Origin of the sequence: Pseudomonas sp. TWR1-1-4 (assembly GCF_049897165.1) — a bacterium.
GTDB lineage: Bacteria > Pseudomonadota > Gammaproteobacteria > Pseudomonadales > Pseudomonadaceae > Aquipseudomonas > Aquipseudomonas canadensis.
Genome location: NZ_JAFCVS010000004.1, coordinates 229,845 through 250,149 on the forward strand (window position 1 = coordinate 229,845; position 20,305 = coordinate 250,149).

The following is a 20,305-nucleotide window of genomic DNA, read 5'->3' on the forward strand; positions in this document are numbered from 1 at the left end:
CCGACTCAGCGGTTATGCCGATCAATGAAACTCAAGGCCTGGTACAGCGCCTGCATCCGCGGCAGTTCGCAACCTGCAGCCTTGGCGGCAGCGAGTGGCCTTGCGTAGATCGCCTCCAGTTCAAGCGGGCGCTTGTGCACGTGGTCGTGATACATGCTCGGCAGGTAGTCGTCCATGGTTTCGGTCATGGTGAACATCTGCTCGGCGTAACTCTTGGGGATTTCATGGCCGCAGGCGTGAGCGCCCTGAACCACTTCAGCCATCAGCGCCTGGATCAGCTCGCGGCTGGATTCGTCAGCCATCATCGCCGTGGTGCCTGTCCCGAGCAACACGGAGAGGCCGTTGTAGGGCACGTTCCACACCAGTTTGTGCCAACGGGCCTGATGCACATTGGCCATGGCCTGGGACTCGATGCCGGCCGCGTGAAACAGCGCTGCCCCGGCTTCGACAATCGCCTTTTGCGCATCCTCATCATTGGCCGCCGTGCCGCTGTGATAACCCAGGTTGACCCGGCCTAACGCCTGGTGCTCGATCACGCCGGGGGCAGAGCGGTGCACGCCGATGTAGCACAGGCCGCCAAGCAGGTGCAGCGACGCTGGCAGGTGTTCACGCAGACTGTCTTCGACATCGAGGCCGTTTTGCAGCAGCACCACCTTGGCGTCCGGCGCCGCCACTTGGGCGATGGTGGGGGCGAGGTCGACATTGCCGGTGGACTTGGTGCCCACCAGCAACCAGTCGCACGACGGCATATCGGCGGCGCGGGCATATGCCTGCACCGGGTGCAGGTGCAAAGGGCCATGCACCGTGCTATTCAGTTGCAGGCCGTGCTCGCTGACCGCCGCGTATTCACTGCGCAACAGGAAGTGCACATCGAAACCGGCACGCGCCAGCATCAATCCATAAAAACCACCGATGGCGCCGGTGCCGATGATGCCAATGCGGGGGGCTTGTGCGGTCATGGCAGATCCTCTGGAGTGCGGGTAAGCGCTTGATGGATGGAGTCGTTTAGATCGGTAGGTGTAAGACGCGTCTGTAATTGCCCAAGGAATTGACCCTCGCACACCACGAACAGCGCCGGCAAATGAAAGATCTGGTAGCGTTCGACCGCCCCACCGTTATGCCCGGCGTCCACCCAACACACCCGGTCCACTGGCAACGGCCACCCCGGCAACTGCTGGCGCGCCCACCGGCAACTGGAACACCCATGGCTTGTAAACACAACCAGCGAAATACCTGGCAATCCCAGCAATTGCTGGTCAATATCCAGGTCGGTCAATTCCAGTTCCTTCACTATACTGCTGCCACCGCCGTCAATTGGACGGTGCTCGGAGTCCGTGTACATGGGTCGTTTTTTACCTCACCCTGATGATGTCGCTGTCGAGTTAATCCAACGTCCCTCTCCTGCCATCCCCCGCCAACGCCTGCACACGGCCGGTTTGGGCGGCATCGCTTGCCATTGGCCACGTGCCTGGCGCGAAGGCACGGCGGTTGATCTGCATATTCCCTCCCTCGGCGCCAGCGCGCGTTATCCGGGCTACGTGGCATGGTGCCGCAAGGTGGAGAACGGCTACCGTGTGGGTGTCTCGTTTACCGATGAACATGCGCTGTTTGGTGCACGCATGGGTGAACAAGCATGCCGGATAGAGCGCTACTGCCGCCAGCACGAAGACGCCAAACCCACTCCCCAGCAACTCGAAGCCTTGGCCCGCGAGTGGGTATCGCGCCATGCCAGCGAGTTCTCCCATGAGGCCTTTGTGGCGCCAGCGCTGGATTAAAGCGGGCTTTGCCCATTGTCGCGGGCCCGTGTTACGCGCTAAGGTTCCTCCCCCCTGCATTCAAATCATGCTGTGCTCCGCCGCACGGGGATGGCTGGCGGCCGGCACCCGTGACCCTGACGAGTAACACGATGGCTGATTTACCGATCAATGACCTAAACGTCGAATCCAACGAGACTCTGATCACGCCCGATCAGCTCAAGCGCGAGATCCCTCTGAGCGACGCTGCCCTGCAGACCGTCACCAAGGGCCGCGAAGTCATCCGTGACATTCTCGACGGCACCGACCACCGCCTGTTTGTCGTCATCGGGCCTTGCTCGATCCACGACCTCAAGGCTGCCCACGAGTACGCCGAGCGCCTCAAAGTGCTGGCGGCGGAAGTGTCCGACACCCTCTACCTGGTGATGCGCGTCTATTTTGAAAAACCACGCACCACCGTCGGCTGGAAAGGCTTGATCAACGACCCGTACCTGGACGACTCGTTCAAGATCCAGGACGGCTTGCACATCGGTCGTCAGTTGCTGCTGGACCTGGCCGAGATGGGCCTGCCCACAGCCACCGAAGCCCTGGACCCGATCTCCCCGCAGTACCTGCAGGACCTGATCAGTTGGTCGGCCATCGGCGCACGCACCACTGAATCCCAGACTCACCGTGAAATGGCGTCCGGCCTGTCTTCGGCAGTGGGCTTCAAGAACGGCACCGACGGTGGCCTCACCGTGGCGATCAACGCGCTGCAATCGGTCTCCAGCCCGCACCGTTTCCTGGGTATCAACCAGGAAGGTGGCGTGTCCATCGTCACCACCAAGGGCAACGCCTACGGTCACGTGGTGCTGCGCGGCGGCAACGGCAAGCCCAACTATGACTCGGTCAGCGTTGCGCTGTGCGAACAGGCACTGAACAAGGCCAAGATCAAGCCGAACATCATGGTCGATTGCAGCCACGCCAACTCCAACAAGGACCCGGCCCTGCAGCCGCTGGTGATGGAGAACGTCGCCAACCAGATCCTGGAAGGCAACCAGTCGATCATCGGCCTGATGGTCGAGAGCCATCTGAACTGGGGCTGCCAGGCGATTCCTAAAGACCTGGCCGACTTGCAGTATGGCGTGTCGATCACCGATGCCTGCATCGACTGGGCCGCCACCGAAAACACGCTGCGCAGCATGCATGCCAAGCTCAAGGACGTTCTGCCTAAACGCAAACGCACCTGACTTTAAACTGCGCACACAAAAACGCCGGGCTAAGCCCGGCGTTTTTCATGGTGTTGTTTACGGTTTACAGCTTCGCTGCATGGCGCTGATGGCGCTCCATGTAGCGTTCGACATAGGAGCAGGACGGGATCACCGTGTAGCCAGCCTCTTCGGCGAACTTCAAGGCTTCCTCGGTCAGTGCCGCCGCAATCCCCCGGCCCCGCAGTGCGTTGGGCACGAAGGTCCGATAGATATCCAGGGTCTGTTTGCCGAGGTCCATATAGGTCAGATAGGCACGATGACCGTCCACATTGGTCTCGAACTGATGACCAGCCTGGTCATGGTGGATGGACAACGCCTCGCTCATCACTACTCCTCGCGGGTCTTGGTTTCTGACCCCTACCTTACCGATGTTTTTCCGGCGAAGGAACATCTACGCCACCCCGTGCCGGTTTCGACAACGAGAAAACCCTGAGCGCTTACAACCAGCACGTAGGGAATAGTAAGCACCAATCCTGCAATTGCTCAAGGCGCACTCGTCATCCCCTACCGCTGGTGGATATAGAAAGGGCTCCGATCAACCTGGGATCGAAAGCCTGAACATTGCCGGCAGTTGAACCTTAAGACGAACAGGCGCTCTTAAAGTCACCTCTACATGCGTAAAAGATGCTGGGCAACGCAAAGCCAGGCTGAACGAAAGTGTCAGCGTGGATATATAAATTTTCATCTGTTTACAAGGCTTAACACATGCGGGCCGGCCCTTTCAGCCTGGATCCAATTCTTGCCTGTTTGAAAAAAATTGGACGGTTTTTATACAAACCTCCAAAAGATTAGCCAAAATAGATTCGGCGCGAGAATTTTTTTTGCTTCTTGCGCTACGTCAGTTTACTTACTACAAGTAATGGGTAGTATGTACGCCGGCTATTGGCTCACTCTGGGCGAACTAGCCATCTAATAGAAAGTCCTTGAAGGGGAACACGATGAACAACGTTCTGAAATTCTCTGCTCTGGCTCTGGCCGCAGTTCTGGCTACCGGTTGCAGCAGCGTCTCCAAAGAAACCGAAGCTCGTCTGACTGCAACTGAAGACGCAGCAGCTCGCTCCCAGGCCCGTGCAGACGAAGCCTACCGTAAAGCTGATGAAGCTCTGGCTGCTGCTCAAAAAGCACAACAGACTGCTGACGAAGCTAACGAGCGCGCTCTGCGTATGCTTGAAAAAGCTAGCCGCAAGTAATAATCCTTCGGGGTTGTTATCAAGCCGATCCATTTATGGGTCGGCTTTTTTATTGCCTGGGGTTTGTGCCCGAATCGCGGGCAATAAAAAGCCCGCCGTAGCGGGCTGTTGATCAAACAGCGTTACTGCTGCAGATCGATCGGCGCACTGGCGGCCACCGAGGCTGCGCCAGGCACGCCGATTTCCGTCGGCAAGCCGTCTTCCGCCGCAACCACGTCACGCACCTGGTCCCAGTTCACGCGCAATTGGTTGGCCAAGTCTTCACGCTTGAGCAAAGCGTTGATGACGGCGGTGTGTTTGTCGACCACCGACGGCGTCCCGTCATCATTCAACGGCGTATGCGCTTCAAGGTAGACCTTGCCGCCACTGCGACCGAACTTATAGGCGTCGTTGATGATGCGCACCGACGTCCCCACCGGCACCATGCCCGCCATCTCCAGCACGTTGTTGTTGAACATGCGGAAGCAGCCGTGGCTTGTACGCGTGCCGATACCAAATTTCATGTTGGAACCGTGGATCAGGTAACCCGGCGTACCCAGGGTGAACTTGAACGGGCCCAGCGGGTTGTCCGGACCGGCCGGCACCACGTTGGGCAGCGGGTCGCCGTTGGCGGCGTGCTCGGCCTTGATCGACGCAGGCGGCGTCCAGGTTGGGTTGGGGGTCTTGGCAATGATGCTGGTGTGGGCGATGGGCGAACCCCAGCCTTCACGACCGATCCCCAGCGGGAACGTGTAGACCACGTTCTGGCCCTTGGGGAAGTAATAGAGTCGATATTCCGCCAGGTTGATCACAATGCCTTCGCGCGGGCCCGGCGGCAGGATGAAGCGCGTCGGCAACACGATCTCGGTGCCCGCTCCCGGCAACCAGGCATCCACGCCTGGGTTGGCCGCGACCATCTCCGAGTAACCCAGGTCATAGGTGGTGCCCAGGTCGGCAAAGGTGTCTTCGTACTTGGCCTTGATCACCTGGACCTGGCCGACGATGTCTTCACCTGGTGGTGGCAAGGGCAACTGCAGGGCTGACGCAGAACCGGCCGCACAGAGTGCAGCGAGAGACAGGCAGCAGGTGACGACGGAAAGGCGCGACAACATCCGGTAAATCCTTCGCAGAACGACGGGTAGGTAAACATCGATTGTATACGTGAAGCGCGCTTCTAGCTGCCCCCTACAACTCGAAACGCAGCTCCGGCCAGATCGGCGGCGTGCCCCGCTTCTGGGACTCCAGGATGGCGCGGCACAAAGGGCACAGGCGCTGGTCCTGGAAGATCGAACGATCGACCCGCGACCAACGCGGTTGCGCAGGCAATAATGTGCCGCACAGTGTGCGATCAATGGAGCCGCCCAGTTCCAGTTGACGCGCCACCAGATGCACCCGCACTTCCTGGCAGGCGAACAGATCCAGCTGCTCGTCCGGCTCGATCAGTTGGTAGTTAAACAGGGACCAGGCAGGACGCGACATCAGGGGCTCCAAATCGGGGGGGCGCCACCTTAGCCGAAAGCCTGCCGGTAGAAAAGCGTCATAGCAGCGGTTTTAGCGTCGGCCAGACATTTTCCAGCAACTTGCCCTGAGCGCCGACCGCCGGGTGCAGTTGATCGGCCTGCATCAGGTCCGGGTGGCCACCCACGCCATCCAGAAAAAACGGCACCAGTGGAACGTTTTTTTCCTTGGCCAGCACACCATAGACTTCGGCAAATGCAGTGGTGTATCGCGGGCCATAATTGGGTGGCAACTGCATCCCCAACAACAACACCTTCGCCCCGCCGGCCTTGGACTGGTCAATCATCGACGCAAGATTTTGTTGCAATTGCGCAGGCGGCTGCCCGCGCAGGCCATCGTTACCGCCCAACTCGATCACCACCACGTCCGGTTTATGCTCTGCAAGCGCCGCCGGCAGCCGCGCCAGGCCTCCGGCACTGGTATCGCCACTGATGGAAGCATTGACCACTTTATCGTCGAAACCTTCCTGCTTGAGCCGTTGCTGTAACAGGGCAACCCACCCTTTGCTGGTATCCAGGCCGAAACCGGCACTGATACTATCGCCAACGATCAGGACTGTACCCGCCGCTGCGTTCTGGGCCATGCACATCAAGGCCAGGCCAGCACTCAAAAACCACATTCGCATCGGATTCTCCATGGGCGCAAGCATTCTCACCGCGCGGAACCTTAGCAAAGTGGTTCCCAGCGCGGAAGGTGAACTGACTATCCTGCACGAACTGAGCCTGGAACTGAACAAGGGCGATAGCCTGGCTATCGTCGGCAGCTCCGGCTCCGGCAAATCCACCCTCCTCGGCCTGCTGGCCGGCCTCGACCTGCCCAGTAGCGGCGAAGTCACCCTGGCTGGACAGGCGCTCAGTACCCTCGACGAAGACCAGCGCGCGCGCATCCGTGCCGAGCACGTAGGGTTCGTGTTCCAGTCATTCCAACTGCTCGACAGCCTCAACGCCCTGGAAAACGTCATGCTGCCGCTGGAGCTGGACGGCCGCAAAGATGCCCGCGAACGCGCCCGGCACCTGCTGGAGCGTGTCGGGCTGGGCCAACGCCTGACTCACTCGCCACGCCAACTCTCCGGTGGCGAGCAACAACGGGTAGCCATTGCCCGCGCCTTTGCCGCGGAGCCGGACGTGCTGTTTGCCGATGAACCCACCGGCAACCTCGACAGCCACACCGGCGAGCGCATCAGCGACCTGCTGTTCGAACTCAACAAAGAGAGCGGCACGACCTTGGTGCTGGTCACCCACGACGAGCGCCTGGCCCATCGTTGCCGACGCCTGATCCGCCTTGAAGCCGGCCTGATGGTCGCGCCCCTGGAGCCTTGATGGCACGTTTGCCGCTATTGCGCCTGTTCAGCCTTGCCATGCGCCAACTGCTGCGCGACGCCCGCGCCGGCGAATTGCGCGTGTTGTTCTTCGCCTTGCTGGTGGCCGTGGCCGCCAGCACCGCCATCGGCTATTTCGGTGCGCGCCTCAATGGTGCGATGCTGTTGCGCGCCACCGAGTTCCTCGGCGCCGACCTGGTACTTGAAGGCAGCTCGCCAGCACGGCCAGAGCAAATCCGCTCAGGCACTGAACTGGGCCTGGATCACGCCCGCGTCGTGGAATTTTCCAGCGTCATTGCCACCGATAACGGCATCCAGCTCTCCAGCATCAAGGCGGTCAACGAGCAGTACCCGCTGCGCGGCGAACTGAAAAGCGCGGCTGCGCCCTTTGGTGATGAAACTCCAGGCGGCGGACCGAAACCCGGCGAAGCCTGGGTGGAAGCGCGACTGCTGACGGCACTGGACCTCAAGGTCGGCGACAGCATCGATGTGGGCATGAAGACACTGCGCCTGGCCCGCGTGCTGACCTACGAGCCGGACCGTGCCGGCAACTTCTACAGCCTCACACCGAGGGTGATGATCAATCTGGCAGACTTGGACGCCACCGGTGTGGTGCAGCCCGGCAGCCGCGTGAGTTATCGCGAACTGTGGCGCGGGCCACAGGGCAGCACCGTGCTGCAAACCTATCGTGACCTGGTCAAGCCGGGGCTCGCCGCAAACCAACGCTTGCAGGACTCGCGGGACGGCAACCAGCAGATCGGCGGTGCCTTGGGCAAGGCCGAGCGTTACCTGAACATGGCCAGCCTGGTGGCAGTGCTGTTGGCCGGTGTGGCCGTGGCGCTGTCGGCCAATCGCTTCGCCACCCGACGCTTCGACGCCAGTGCCTTGCTGCGTTGCCTGGGATTGTCGCGACGTGAAGCCATGTTGCTGTTCAGCCTGCAACTGAGCGTACTGGGACTGCTGGCGAGCCTCACCGGCGCCCTGCTCGGCTGGCTGGCGCAGTTTGGCCTGTTCTATTTCCTCCATGACCTGCTGCCGGCAGACGTACCTCCCGGCGGGCTGCTACCGGCAATCGCCGGGATCGGCACCGGTCTGGTCGCCCTCGCCGGCTTCGCCCTACCGCCCCTGGCTGCGCTGGGTGGCGTGCCACCGCTGCGGGTCTTGCGGCGCGACCTGCTGCCGATCCCTTCCAGTACCTGGATGGTCTATGGCGCGGCGCTGTTTGCCTTGGGCCTGACCATGTGGCGCCTGAGCCTCGACCTGGTGCTGACCTTCGCCCTGCTCGGCGGCGGCGTGGTGGCTGCGCTGATACTCGGCGGCCTGCTCCTGCTGCTGTTGCAAAGCCTGCGTCGCTTGCTGGCGCGCGCCTCGTTGCCGTGGCGACTGGGCCTGGGCCAACTGTTGCGTCATCCACTGGCGGCAGCCGGTCAATCCCTGGCATTCGGTTTGATCCTGCTCTCCATGGGCTTGATCGCCCTGCTGCGTGGCGAGCTGCTCGACACCTGGCAAAACCAACTGCCCAAGGACGCTCCCAACTATTTCGCCTTGAATATCCTGCCGGCCGACAAGGACGCGTTCGGCGCCCGCCTGCTGGAACTGCAGGCACAGTCCGCGCCGTTGTATCCGGTGGTGCCAGGTCGCTTGATCAGTATCAATGGCGAGCCCGTGCAGGAAATCGTCAGCAAGGACTCCAGCGGCGATCGCGCGGTACAACGTGACCTGAGCCTGACCTGGGCTGCCGACCTGCCACCAGGCAACGCCCTGACCGCCGGTTCGTGGTGGTCACAGCAACCCACCGATGAAATCCCCGGCGTATCGGTCGAGGCCAAGGTGGCGCAAAGCCTCAAGCTAAAACTCGATGATCACCTGGTGTTCACGGTAGGCGGCGAAAACCGTGAAGCGCGGGTGACCAGCCTGCGGACCATCAACTGGGATAACTTCCAGCCCAACTTCTTCATGATTTTCCAACCAGGCACCTTGAAGGACCTGCCCGCCACCTACCTGACCAGCTTTTACCTGGCGCCTGGGCACGACCAGCAGATCGTCGACCTGTCCCGTGCTTTCCCGGCGGTAACCATCCTGCAAGTCGAAGCACTCTTGGAACAATTGCGCAGCATCCTCGCCCAAGTGACCCTGGCGGTGGAATACGTACTGCTGTTTGTCTTGGCGGCGGGGATGGCGGTGCTGTTCTCCGGCCTCCAAGCCACCCTCGATGAGCGTATCCGCCAAGGGGCGCTGTTACGTGCACTGGGCGCGGAACGCAAGCTGCTGGTCAAGGCCAGGCGTATCGAGTTCGGTTTGCTGGGTGCCGTGAGTGGCCTGCTCGCAGCGCTGGGGACCGAGCTGGTGACCTTTGTACTGTATCGCTATGCGTTTGACCTGGCCTGGCAGCCTCATCCGTGGCTGTTGTTGCTGCCGGTAATCGGTGCCGTATTGATCGGCGGTGCCGGTGTATTCGGCACTCGCCGCGCACTCAACGCCAGCCCGCTGACCGTGCTACGCGAAGGATGAAACAGTCGGTCCGCGTTCATCACTGAACGCGGACCGATTTTGCTCACTTCACATACTCGATGCCGGTGATCCACCAGCACACTTCTCCACCCGGGGTCTGCACGATGGCCTCATCGTCTACTTCCTTGCGCAACAACGCGCGGGCCATGGGTGAGTCGATGGAGATGTAGTCCATGCGATCATAAATTTCGTCATATCCGACGATGCGAAAACGTTTGGTCTCACCTTGCTCGTTCTCGATGTCCACCCAGGCTCCGAAGAACACCTTGCCCTCTTGCTCGGGCATGTACTCCACCACCCGCATGTCTTCCAGGCGCTTGCGCAGGTAACGCACGCGACGGTCGATCTCACGCAACAGTTTCTTGTTGTACTGGTATTATCACCCCAACCCCAGAACTACTATTTCCCTCCCCCACTCCCGAATCCACACACAATCCCCACCCACCAACCCAATCCCACTCCGGAAAGCCATTCCCCCCACCCCTCCCAAGCCTGATCGCCCCTCCCAAACTGAATACTCCGTAAGAAATCATCAAGCTCACGGCGCGGTGCGGGCCCAGTAAAATGCCTCGCCCAGAGTGCGCTCCAATCCGAACCCCCTCCCCTGATCACCCCAACAAAAAAATGCCATCTCTAGAAAATGCCATTTTTCTGACACCCACCTCGGAGCGAGAGAGACTGATAAATCAACCCGGAGCGCCCCTCAAAAAAGCATCCTAAGATCCAGCGCCAGACCACCCATCACCCCAGAAACCTCCCCCCATTTTCAAAGCGCCCCCTACCGGAGAGTGTCCCGCCAGAACGAAAGCTATTTATAAATAGAAGCGCTGTGAATGAGGTGCGACTGGAAAGGTGGCATCCATGAAGCCTGTCCTAGGGCTGCTCGTACCAACCCGAAGCAGCTCACCCGCATCAACCGATCCCATCAAGCATTACCTCCAAGAGAAAGGCGCCCAGCACGACACTGACGTTGATCCACCCAAGCTGCTAGAGCCGACTTCACCCTGTTGGCATCAGGAGGGGCACCGGAGAATAAAGTGACCTATCGAGCTCACCCTTCCAGAAGCAGCGTCGCCACTCATCCAGCACACCGCCCACCCGAAGCATGGAACCCGAAAAGTAGCTCCGAGGAGTACATTCCAGAAAAGAAGCCCGCAAAACCATCACGAGGTAGCACGCCCCCTTGTCCTGGCAGACCTCCTAGCTCCACCGCCAAATGCCATCTGCTCCTGGGCCGGAGCATGAAGCGCGACCGGAGCGAACGCCCGCCCCACAGCAGCACCTCAAGTGAACGCTTCCCGACACCACCCCACTGAATCGGAGCAAAACGCATTAATCCGGTGAGCACCTGTCGACAACACCCTCGCCATCGACATGACCACCCCAACCTCTAGCCAGTCGCGAGTCAAATCTCAGCAAGCACGACATCGCCCAGCACTACTCATGATGATGTGCCCACGGCTGCGGGCCTAAGCTGGAAGAGAAAGAGAATGAGGTAACCCAAGTGAGCAGCGACTGGAGCCGACTGGTTCTCAGCGGGTGCGGGTGCGGGTGCGGGTGCGGGTGCGGGTGCGGGTGCGGGTGCGGGTGCGGGTGCGGGTGCGGGTGCGGGTGCGGGTGCGGGTGCGGGTGCGGGTGCGGGTGCGGGTGCGGGTGCGGGGTGCGGGTGCGGGTGCGGGTGCGGGTGCGGGTGCGGGTGCGGGTGCGGGTGCGGGTGCGGGTGCGGGTGCGGGTGCGGGTGCGGGTGCGGGTGCGGGTGCGGGTGCGGGTGCGGGTGCGGGTGCGGCACCTTAGAAGGGTGTATTTTTACGCCGCGCAATGGTAGTATCATAACAGTAATTCAATATATAGTACACCGAGTGTACTTAAGGCGTCAAGCATGATTCCTGATTTTTTTATAATGGCTCCGACCCAGGCTTGTTGTCCTCTCACCGACGGCCCTAGATTTAGGTCAGCACGCGCCACCACGACCGCACATGTCAACTGCTCGACCTTACGTTTTGTCACCCCGCAGCCGACCTGGCAGGGAAGCCTAAGCTGATGCAAGTCGTAACAATGCGAATGAGAACTTCTCTCAAGATTAAGGTGGACTACCAAAGCCCCACCCGGCTCCACAAAATGCGGCTACCTGCCCTGGTCACTAGCCAAGGGATTCTCATTTCTCTGCTCGAATACTTGAGTGAGAAAAAAAGGAGCAATTCATGGCGAAAGAAAGTAACTGCTGCGGTAGCCATGCTGCTGGATTACATAGCTCTGAGCGGAATCTCCTTCAGCAGCCCCACCATACTGTTGAAATCATTTCGCAATGCACTAACAAACGGCACCATTGATTTAGACCTGGAAGACCCGACCGGACTTTACTGGCCCAATCGTCGGCATGAGTATGCAGATGACATAGTTATTCTATTGACTGCCTACGCAGATTGGCTAGCCAAACAACCAGGTCATAGCGGCATAATCATGAATCCTATTAGAGAAGCCACCACCCATGAGGAAAAATTAAATTGGTGCGCGTACCATCATCGCCAGGATGGAAAACTTCTCAACCACTTGACTTCTGAGCACGACAGAAACTCGAATCACTTCACTCGTGAAGTATCCAGAGACAAATCATCGGCAATCATACTCGACGAGGCGAAGCGATTCCCACGGGAGTACTACAATAAACTTCTCGATAAAGGCTTTATCATCGCAAGCTCTCGTAGCCAAGAAAAACATGCTCGTACTGATTACAAAAGCCAAGCAATGACCATTCTCATGAATGCTGGCGGCCTGAGAAAAAGCGAGCTGTTTCACATATACCTTGACGACATCGACATCGACACCACTCGTAATGAAGCGATAGTAAGAGTCCACCACCCCGCATATGGAACTGCTCCGAACGGCTATAGCAATCGCAAAGATTACTTGAATCGAAAGTTCCGTATGAAGCCTAGGAACGAGTATCTAGAAGAAGAGGCGCTGCATGCAGGCTGGAAAGCACCTACCACCAACCAACAAATGTTTTTTGCAGTAGAGTTCTATCCCCCGTCAAAGGCTCAAGAGTTCTTACTTGCATTTCATAACTACATACTCTACCAAAGAGTCGATGCCAAGGGCAGACACCCCTTTGCCTTTACGAATTCTAATGGCAGACCCGAAACCATTAACAACTTCCAACGCCTGCACACAGCAGCTGTAAGAAGAATAGGGCTACCTTGCTCAAAATATGACGGCACAACTGAACACGGTCATAGACACGCCTATGGTTATCGCCTCGCAGAAAACGGCTTTATCCAATCATACATCATGCACGCTATGCACCACGCCCACCCTGACTCCTGCCTTGTTTACATTCAAAGGACAGCAAAAGATTTGAGGGAGAAAATGCGCGCTACGGAAGCTTACGGCAAAACTACACCACAGTCAGACAACGAAGACAATCGCTCTAAAGCTCGACCTATCGTCAGTTATCGAGACACCACATGGGAACGAAGGCAATAGACATCATCCATTCACTATAGCTGAATGGCCTGACAAGCCAAATAACAATCACTTTACTTCTGGGCATACAGCGCAGAAGCGAACCCTCACACCAAAAATTAATCTGCTTCACTTAATAGGTACATCCAATGCCAGCGTTTAGCCTCTACAACACTTACCAAGAAGCTCGTGAAGCCTGCATCAAGCTTGGCATCAATACGGTAGCGGAATACAAAAAACGGCGCTCTGAAGACCCTCTTCTTCCTGCATGCCCGGACGCTCGCTATGCGGAAGCGTGGACAGGTTATGACGATTACTTTGGCAGAGAGAAAGTCAGCATCTATACGTATGAGGAGGCGCAAGCCGCTGCATTTCGACTGGGCATTACCTGTGCACGGGAATATCAGGAAAAATACAAACTTGATCGTAAACTACCTGCTACCCCTCATACAAAGTACCCCAAAGACTGGATATCTTGGGACGCCTTCCTCAACAAAGAAGAAAAATATCAAGATTTTTATGAAGCACGGATGATCGTGCGCAGCCACAAATTCAAAAACATGCAAGACTACAGGAGGAACTGCCAAAAGATTGACACAAGATTGTATGTTGCTCCTGAAAAGGCATACAAAGAATGGATTGATTGGAACGATTATCTTGGAAGCGAGAAACGACCCGCCGCACTGACTTACGAGGATGCACAGGCAATGCTGTTGCAACATGGCGTAGCAAGCAAGCGCCAGTACGACGAGCTGAGAAAGTCTCACCCGAAGCTTCCAAGCTCCCCCTGCCGAACTTATAGAAATCACTGGGTCGACTGGGCCACATTTCTTCAACAGAGGGTAGAGCCTTACGAACTTTACTTTGAAGCGCAGGCGGCTGCCCAGGCGGCAAACATCAGAAGTGCCGAAGAGTATGCTGCATGTTATGCAAACGATGACCCAAGGTTGCCCAAAGATCCTAAAAAGGTATACAAGGACAACTGGAAAGGCTGGGAAGAGTTTCTGGGAGACGCCCCCCTATACAAAGATATAGGCGAAGCTACGGCGGCGGTTCAGCGCCTCGGCATCCGAACCAAAGCGGAGTATTCTGAGCGATTTCATGAAGACTGCATGCTGCCTCGCTGCCCCGACATTATTTACGAAGATCAATGGCCCGCAACGGGCTGGCGACCGTTCTTGGTTGGCGCCTTCTATCCAACGCTTCGCTCAGCAGGAGCAGCTGCTCGCGCACTGGGCATCATTACTTATAAAGACTATCAAGAGCTTGCACCACGTGATCCGAAATTGCCTCTGGCCCCCCGCGAGGTCTACAAGGAATTCACCAGTTGGACGGATTTCATTCTACCAGAGCGCTGCGCATCCTATGAAGAGGCTAAGTTCGCGGTTAAAGTTATTGGTATCAAAAACAGCACTGAGTACAGAAACCAGCAGGCACTTTACCCTTGCCTTCCTTGCAATCCATCACGCGACTTTCATGGCGAATGGAAAGACTGGTACGACTTCTGCGCAATAGAACGCCCCTATAGCTTTGAAGAAGCTAAAGATTTGATTAAGGACTTGGCTCTTCCATCCGCTGCCGACTACAAAAAATACATTATTTCCATCGGAGATCGTCGCCTTCCGCTGACCCCGGACAAAGTCTACCAATCTTCCTGGATCAACTGGCCTGACTATCTGAATCGGGAACAGCCCTATACCATCATCACGATCCCGAAAAGCTATGCCGCTTGGCAGCACGTCATTGGGGCTCACCTTAAAGTGATAAAAGGGGGTAGCAGCAAAGAAAACTATCTTGTGCGATTCGTCCGAGATTTCCTTGCCCCTTTGGGTATTGGCCAGGAACCTACGGCGATTTTCACAACTGACAGATTCACTCTCGCGGAACTTGAGCTATTCGTAGGCACCCTTAAGGAAACCATACAGCGTAAAACTGTTCATGCGCTTCGGGAGTTCGCTGAATACTTCATCAAAGATCATCTCAGCATCACCTGTGAAGACACGGGGGAACGCACTCTGGTTCAGGGTGCGCGCGACCCATTCGCACCGTTCAACAAAGAGCTTGGTGTACAAATCACCCCATCTGAAACAGTTAAATCCGCTCTCGCCTACCATTTCGTTGCCGAACTTAGGGACTGGATTATCCCTGTGACGGCCAATAGCTTCTCAGACCTGACTCACCTTCATAGCTTTAAAGCTGACTGGATGGAGATCGACGAAGACAAAATTGATCGAGACGACCCTGACTGCGTCTGGAAGGTTGAGAAAGGAAAGTACAAAATCTGGTTCCCCGGATTTTGGATGCATACCTATGCGCTAGCATCCGTTCCACTTCGAGGAATACAGTTGGCATACATTGACTCGGGAGAGGGCGATGCTGAAATCCCATTACTGGAAAATGGAAAAATTGTCTGGAAACCGAATCCCTTGCCTTTCCGTGGCAAAAAGAAAAACCAAGGATTTGTAAAAAAATTTCAAGACAATGAACTTGGAATGCATGTTACGACAAATAAAACTTCTCGGAAGAAGCCAGAATATGACATACCATGGATTCCTGAAATGCTGGCGATTTGGTGCATACGATTCAGAGAGTGGCAAACAAAGTACAACCCGATCACTAAACCCATGCAGTGGGAGAATTGCCAAAACACCAATTTAAACTTAGAGGATAGGAAAGCCAAGCAAGAAAACTGTTTTCTTTTCCGAGACTTCAACCTCGAAGAATGCAATGGAAGCTTTGGCGCTCGTCTCGGCTCTCGCATTGCAATTGCCCTGTACAATATCCAACCCGCCAGCATAGCGCTGGCCACCCTCGACGGCGACCCCAACAATATCAGTTCCTACTCCTCTCAATATACCTCTCACACCATGCGAGTCAGCCTAATTACTGCCTATGTAATGGAGTTCAGACTCCCTCTGGAAATTATTATCAAAATCGCTGGGCACAGCTCGGTAGTCATGTCGATCTATTACGTAAAAGTCAACGGAGAGATGCTCCGTATGAAATTTGAAGAAGGTGAGAAGCGGGCTCTCGCCAACAAAGCCAAGGCAACTTGGCAGATGATTGAGCAGGGCCGCGCGAACCAGGTTAAAGGTGACCTCATCACTAACAATGAAGAAGCCATCAGACGATTTACCGGGGAAATTGCCGCCGGAAGCGCTTTATTTCGAGATTATGGGATGTGCATTTTCGCCGCCAGCCGCTGTGGCGACGGATACTTAAATGAACTTGGCAAAGGCATTCCAGTTCCAGCAGGTTATTTGGGGAGTGAAAATTGCGTACGCTGTAGGCATTTTGTTACCGGCCCCGTATTCCTTGGCGGCCTGCTTTCCTTGGCAAATGAAATTTCGCTTTCCGCCAGGATGCAGTTTGATCACTTGGATGCGATGGAACAGGAAATAGCGACCATCAACCAAAAACTACAAGAGCTGGTGATCATGCAATTCGATGCCGAAAACGAAAACCAAAACGAAAATCGAGAATTCGATGAGACGCCAATTAACGAGCTCAAACTGGAGAAGGTCTCCATTAACGGTCAAATAGAGAGCGCTTCGAGGAAAGCCGATATGTACTTGGCAGATATGAACTCCATAAACCGGCTTGCAAAACAATGCCAGGCAATTTTGAACGAGCGTGTGGAAAGCGGCGATAGCTCTGACTCCACTCAATTGATCCTGCAGACTGATCATGAAATCATGATTGAATTCGAAGAATCCTCATTCTTCCATCAACTTAACGAAGTTTGTGAAAACGCCGAAATTTACATCTCGGCAAAAGCAGAACTTGCAGTCACTCCGCGAACGCAATTGCTCGATCGAATGATCCAGTTTAATGACATGACACCTTCCCTCTTTATGCTTGACGCCAGGCAACAGCTTTCAATCGGAAACCAGATTACGAAATATATGCTTTCCCGCTTGAAATCTTGGGCGAAGCTTGACGCCGTAGTCGACGGTCGCATCATGATGCGTGACCTCCCAGCGGATGAGCGCTTGTCAGAATCATCATTCAAAAAATTACTTTCCGGGGTAAAAGCCCAACAAATCTTAATCCTCCAGAACGACGGCAAAAACAAAACCAAAGAAACTATTGGTTTTCTTACTGAGGACGTCAAGGCGTCTCAAGCCAAGAAAAATCATTCTATCATTATTAAGGAGGAGGCCTACGCATGATGTCCCCTGAAGAATTGCTGGAGCAATTAAAGGCAGCGAGCTTACCGCGCGTCCACAAAACCCTCGATGCGGTTTATCTTGCATGTAAGGAGCAGAAGGAACGTAAGAGCACCGACTTCAGTTACGCGATGATCGCGAAAGTAGGTGCAGTCTACGGTGTGCCTTCAAAACAAAGCCTGCATAACGAAGGGGGCGCGCGGTACCGCGCCCTTATCGACGCATTTGCCGCACAAGTCCCACCAAAACCAAAGGCTGTGACTGGGAAGTATTCATGGATCGAAGCATTACCCATGGGCGAGCAAAAGCTGTTAACTAAGATGTTACTCGCCGAACTCAAAGCCGCAGATTTCAAGCTTCGCGAGATCCTACCTCCGAATAAGGTATTATCTCTTGATCTCCGCCAGAAGCCATCTGATCTTTTCAAACTATCACCAGGGGAAAGACGTGCATTGGATTACCTCATGTCTGACGAATTTCTTAGCGACCGGTCTGTCAAGCGAGGTACACGGGGGGACGCTTACGGCCCTAACGGTGAACAACTATTCCGGCCAGGGACGTTCGACGCGTTGAAAAAAGCACTTGAGCACCTTTGAAGCGTAGCGTGCTCAATTGCTTGATTTGCTGCGTGAATATTCTCCGATTTTGACGGCCACCCTTGACAGGGCTGGCCCGAATTCAATGATCGCTACACTAATCGCCCTGCCTTTCCCGCCGCGCTGTTCTTGACTGACAAACGACCCTCGAACCTATCGTACCCGTGCCTATGTACTGCATGATCAGGTCAGCGTGATAGTCTTCCTACAAATGGAAACTAGCCTTGGGGGCTGTAGCGTACTGCGCTACCTGTGATTATTGAGCTCTTTCTGAACCTGGTCTGGGGCTAGCGCCCAGCCACCATTTGAGATTCCAGGAGTAGAGGTTGGCCACCAACATCATCACCCGAGAAGGTCACGTTGCTCTAAAAGCAGAGCTCGATCACCTCTGGCACACCTATCGACCTGAAATTACTCAAAAGGTCACCTGGGCAGCGTCCCTCGGGGATAGAAGTGAGAACGCTGATTACCAGTACAACAAGAAGCTACTGCGTGAGATTGATCGACGCATCCGGTACCTTCGTAAGCGGCTAGAAGACATCCGCGTCGTAGATTACTCGCTGGAACAAGAAGGTCGGGTTTTCTTCGGCGCATGGGTCGAGATCGAAAATGAGGACGAGGAGCGGAAGCGTTTTCGGGTCGTAGGCTATGACGAAATCTACGGACGCAACGACTACATCTCCATCGACTCACCCATGGCCCGCGCCTTGTTGAAGAAAGCCGAGGGTGATGAGTTCGTAGTGCAAACCCCCACCGGGGAAGCGCTTTGGTTTGTGGTGAGTATCCAGTACGGATCAGCTCCAGGTGAAAAGACTGAATTGTAGAATCAAAGTCAGTCCTGGCTCACAGATATGAGCTACGTCGAGCTCAGCCTGCGCCACCAGGACAGGAGGTTGGAATGAGCTCACCGACGTAAATCCGCACCTGCACTATGAACTGCGCAGGAGGCGTGTATGCAGTGTTCAGCTATGCCTCCTTAACCCTCATGTTCTGTATTGGCCTTGGCTGGACAGATGAAACCCTTAGAGACCCGCATGCCGTGAGCAGCTATCGGTGAGAGTGAAATCACCATCCCCCCTGTCGAGCCGGTCAGCGCAGGCTGGTCGAGCCAAATCATTTGGCAATCAAATTTTGAGACTTTCATGACCGAGAGCCTCTGTCCCTGCAAGCCTGAGTTTGTAGCGAACGGCTGCTGCCTGGCGTGCGACGGTACCAAAATCAAGAATGCCAACAGAGAGAAAACACTGGATAGCAATCGGCGCCGGCGAATTCCTAGTTGGGAGGATTACCTGAGCTTTGATGGCGCACATTGCCGCCTGCAGTGGGCCAAGCTTGCCGATTATTGGCGATGCCCGTGCTGCGATCGGGCTCGACTCGAGCTACTGCGTTGGACAATGCTTTACCCGAACAAACCATACAGACGAGAAGACTGGGCGGCAGGTCTTCATGAACACCATGATCATGGAGCAGACCTTAGCGCGAGCAAGCTGCCTCCTGGTCAACCTCGTCGCATCACCTCTTTCGCCCCAGTCATCATTTGCGAACAATGCAACAGCGCTGACGGCACGGCTAAACGACATCTGGGGCTTCCGTCTAGATTCACCTTCGCGCCTGCGGAGATACGTCAGTTCGTGCGGCCAACGCCACACGGGAAGCACATCATCCGCTATGACTTAGCCCAGATGATCTTCGACCAAGTCACGACCCTTACTCCCTTGCCTGCCCCATTCTTCTTCAGCTGACGGGTGGGAAGAGGTACATCGCAGTAAGCGTACGAGCCAAGCCAGACCTGTACTTCTGCGGTGAGCAAACCATATGATCGGAACAGCACCTACCTGAATGGGAGTAACCATTTTGCCGAACGTGTTCTTCTCGTATTGCCATGCTGACGAAGCGCTGCGCGACCAGCTCGAAAAACAGCTTTCCATGCTCAAGCGTCAGGGCGTCATTGAGACATGGCACGACCGCAGAATCGGTGCTGGCCAAGAAATCGATGCAGCGATCGATGATCACATCAACAGCGATGAAATCAATTCTGTTGCTGGTGAGCCCCGACTTCATCGCTTCCGACTACTGCTACAACATCGAGATGACTCGCGCGATGGAGCGTCATGGAGCGGGGGAAGCGATCGTCATTCCTGTAATTCTTGGCCTTGCGATTGGCACCACGCGCCGTTCGGCAAACTGCTTGGCACACCCCAGGACGGTAAGCCCGTGACACTTTGGCCGGATCGAGACGGGGCATTCTTGCAAGTTGCGAAGGAGGTTCGTAAGGCCACTGAGCGATGCAGCCGTGACCGACCGAGTTCTGCTCCCAAGGCCGAGCGCAACGACTTCACTGGCGGTTCAGCGCCCTCCCCTAGTCATGGCGACTCGTTTGGCGGTGGCTCTTACAACGAGGCACTCACCGTAGAGACGGACGACCAATCCATGTACCTGAAGACGTTCGGTATGGCGTTCCACACTCGGCAAGACCAGAAGCTCTCACAAGAAGGCGGCGCCGAAACGTTTTGGAGCCTTCTCATCGCACCACTACAGCGCAATCGTTGAGCACTGCT

At 56.0% G+C, this 20,305-nt stretch carries 16 protein-coding genes and 1 pseudogene; 10 read left to right on the forward strand and 7 right to left on the reverse strand.

What is annotated here, in order from left to right; translation table 11 throughout:
- Window positions 1–5: 5 nt before the first annotated feature.
- Together ACP7C6_RS13205 and ACP7C6_RS13210 are read right to left on the reverse strand one after the other, a co-directional pair.
- Window positions 6–959, reverse strand: a complete 954-nt coding sequence (locus tag ACP7C6_RS13205) for a putative 2-dehydropantoate 2-reductase (RefSeq protein WP_068932283.1) — start codon at window positions 957–959, stop codon at window positions 6–8.
- Entirely contained in the window at window positions 956–1,342 is a 387-nt protein-coding gene (locus ACP7C6_RS13210) for a thioredoxin (RefSeq protein WP_068932282.1), read from the reverse strand. Before ACP7C6_RS13210 ends, ACP7C6_RS13205 begins: the two co-directional genes overlap by 4 nt.
- On the opposite strand from ACP7C6_RS13210, the gene ACP7C6_RS13215 reads away from it, so the two are divergent.
- Window positions 1,341–1,775, forward strand: a complete 435-nt coding sequence (locus ACP7C6_RS13215; protein ID WP_028615637.1) for a PilZ domain-containing protein — start codon at window positions 1,341–1,343, stop codon at window positions 1,773–1,775. The genes ACP7C6_RS13210 and ACP7C6_RS13215 overlap by 2 nt on opposite strands.
- A 131-nt stretch (window positions 1,776–1,906) precedes the next feature.
- Window positions 1,907–2,983 carry a 3-deoxy-7-phosphoheptulonate synthase gene (locus ACP7C6_RS13220; RefSeq protein WP_016975370.1) on the forward strand — a complete coding sequence of 359 codons (1,077 nt, stop codon included), beginning with the start codon at window positions 1,907–1,909 and terminating at the stop codon, window positions 2,981–2,983.
- 64 nt (window positions 2,984–3,047) lie between these two features.
- Here ACP7C6_RS13220 and ACP7C6_RS13225 read toward each other — a convergent pair whose 3' ends face one another.
- Window positions 3,048–3,329 carry a GNAT family N-acetyltransferase gene (locus tag ACP7C6_RS13225; protein WP_003189869.1) on the reverse strand — a complete coding sequence of 94 codons (282 nt, stop codon included), beginning with the start codon at window positions 3,327–3,329 and terminating at the stop codon, window positions 3,048–3,050.
- Window positions 3,330–3,942: 613 nt separating this feature from the next.
- Here ACP7C6_RS13225 and oprI point away from each other — a divergent pair.
- Entirely contained in the window at window positions 3,943–4,194 is a 252-nt protein-coding gene (oprI, locus tag ACP7C6_RS13230) for an outer membrane lipoprotei OprI (protein WP_003172710.1), read from the forward strand.
- A 122-nt stretch (window positions 4,195–4,316) separates the two neighbouring features.
- On the opposite strand, the gene ACP7C6_RS13235 is transcribed toward oprI, so the two are convergent.
- The 3 genes from ACP7C6_RS13235 to ACP7C6_RS13245 form a co-directional block, all read right to left on the reverse strand.
- Window positions 4,317–5,285: a L,D-transpeptidase family protein gene (locus ACP7C6_RS13235; protein WP_078047546.1), complete on the reverse strand. Its 969-nt coding sequence runs from the start codon at window positions 5,283–5,285 to the stop codon at window positions 4,317–4,319.
- A gap of 73 nt (window positions 5,286–5,358) precedes the next feature.
- Entirely contained in the window at window positions 5,359–5,652 is a 294-nt protein-coding gene (locus ACP7C6_RS13240) for a hypothetical protein (RefSeq protein WP_010211879.1), read from the reverse strand.
- 58 nt (window positions 5,653–5,710) lie between these two features.
- Window positions 5,711–6,316: an arylesterase gene (locus tag ACP7C6_RS13245; protein WP_028615635.1), complete on the reverse strand. Its 606-nt coding sequence runs from the start codon at window positions 6,314–6,316 to the stop codon at window positions 5,711–5,713.
- A 10-nt stretch (window positions 6,317–6,326) separates the two neighbouring features.
- On the opposite strand from ACP7C6_RS13245, the gene ACP7C6_RS13250 reads away from it, so the two are divergent.
- Together ACP7C6_RS13250 and ACP7C6_RS13255 are read left to right on the forward strand one after the other, a co-directional pair.
- The gene (locus ACP7C6_RS13250) at window positions 6,327–7,010 is read left to right on the forward strand and encodes an ABC transporter ATP-binding protein (RefSeq protein ID WP_005786391.1); all 684 of its coding nucleotides are present in this window, start codon (window positions 6,327–6,329) and stop codon (window positions 7,008–7,010) included.
- Window positions 7,010–9,520, forward strand: a complete 2,511-nt coding sequence (locus ACP7C6_RS13255; RefSeq protein WP_426108841.1) for an ABC transporter permease — start codon at window positions 7,010–7,012, stop codon at window positions 9,518–9,520. The genes ACP7C6_RS13250 and ACP7C6_RS13255 overlap by 1 nt, the downstream gene beginning before the upstream one ends.
- Before the next feature lie 43 nt (window positions 9,521–9,563).
- Here ACP7C6_RS13255 and ACP7C6_RS13260 read toward each other — a convergent pair.
- A pseudogene (locus ACP7C6_RS13260) lies at window positions 9,564–9,896 on the reverse strand (GreA/GreB family elongation factor); the annotation flags it as partial.
- 1,664 nt (window positions 9,897–11,560) lie between these two features.
- Here ACP7C6_RS13260 and gmtY point away from each other — a divergent pair.
- The 5 genes from gmtY to ACP7C6_RS13285 all read left to right on the forward strand — a co-directional run bounded on the left by gmtY (window position 11,561) and on the right by ACP7C6_RS13285 (window position 20,297).
- Window positions 11,561–13,003: a gamma-mobile-trio recombinase GmtY gene (gene gmtY, locus ACP7C6_RS13265; RefSeq protein ID WP_426108842.1), complete on the forward strand. Its 1,443-nt coding sequence runs from the start codon at window positions 11,561–11,563 to the stop codon at window positions 13,001–13,003.
- A gap of 128 nt (window positions 13,004–13,131) precedes the next feature.
- Complete coding sequence (gmtZ, locus tag ACP7C6_RS13270) at window positions 13,132–17,154, forward strand: gamma-mobile-trio integrase GmtZ (RefSeq protein ID WP_426108843.1); 4,023 nt, start codon at window positions 13,132–13,134, stop codon at window positions 17,152–17,154.
- On the forward strand, window positions 17,151–17,747 hold the full coding sequence (gene gmtX / locus ACP7C6_RS13275) for a gamma-mobile-trio protein GmtX (RefSeq protein ID WP_426108844.1): 597 nt from the start codon (window positions 17,151–17,153) through the stop codon (window positions 17,745–17,747). The genes gmtZ and gmtX overlap by 4 nt, the downstream gene beginning before the upstream one ends.
- Window positions 17,748–18,073: 326 nt before the next feature.
- On the forward strand, window positions 18,074–18,571 hold the full coding sequence (gene greB, locus ACP7C6_RS13280) for a transcription elongation factor GreB (protein WP_426108845.1): 498 nt from the start codon (window positions 18,074–18,076) through the stop codon (window positions 18,569–18,571).
- A 1,030-nt stretch (window positions 18,572–19,601) separates the two neighbouring features.
- Window positions 19,602–20,297: a hypothetical protein gene (locus ACP7C6_RS13285; protein ID WP_426108846.1), complete on the forward strand. Its 696-nt coding sequence runs from the start codon at window positions 19,602–19,604 to the stop codon at window positions 20,295–20,297.
- The last annotated feature ends 8 nt before the right edge of the window (window positions 20,298–20,305 follow it).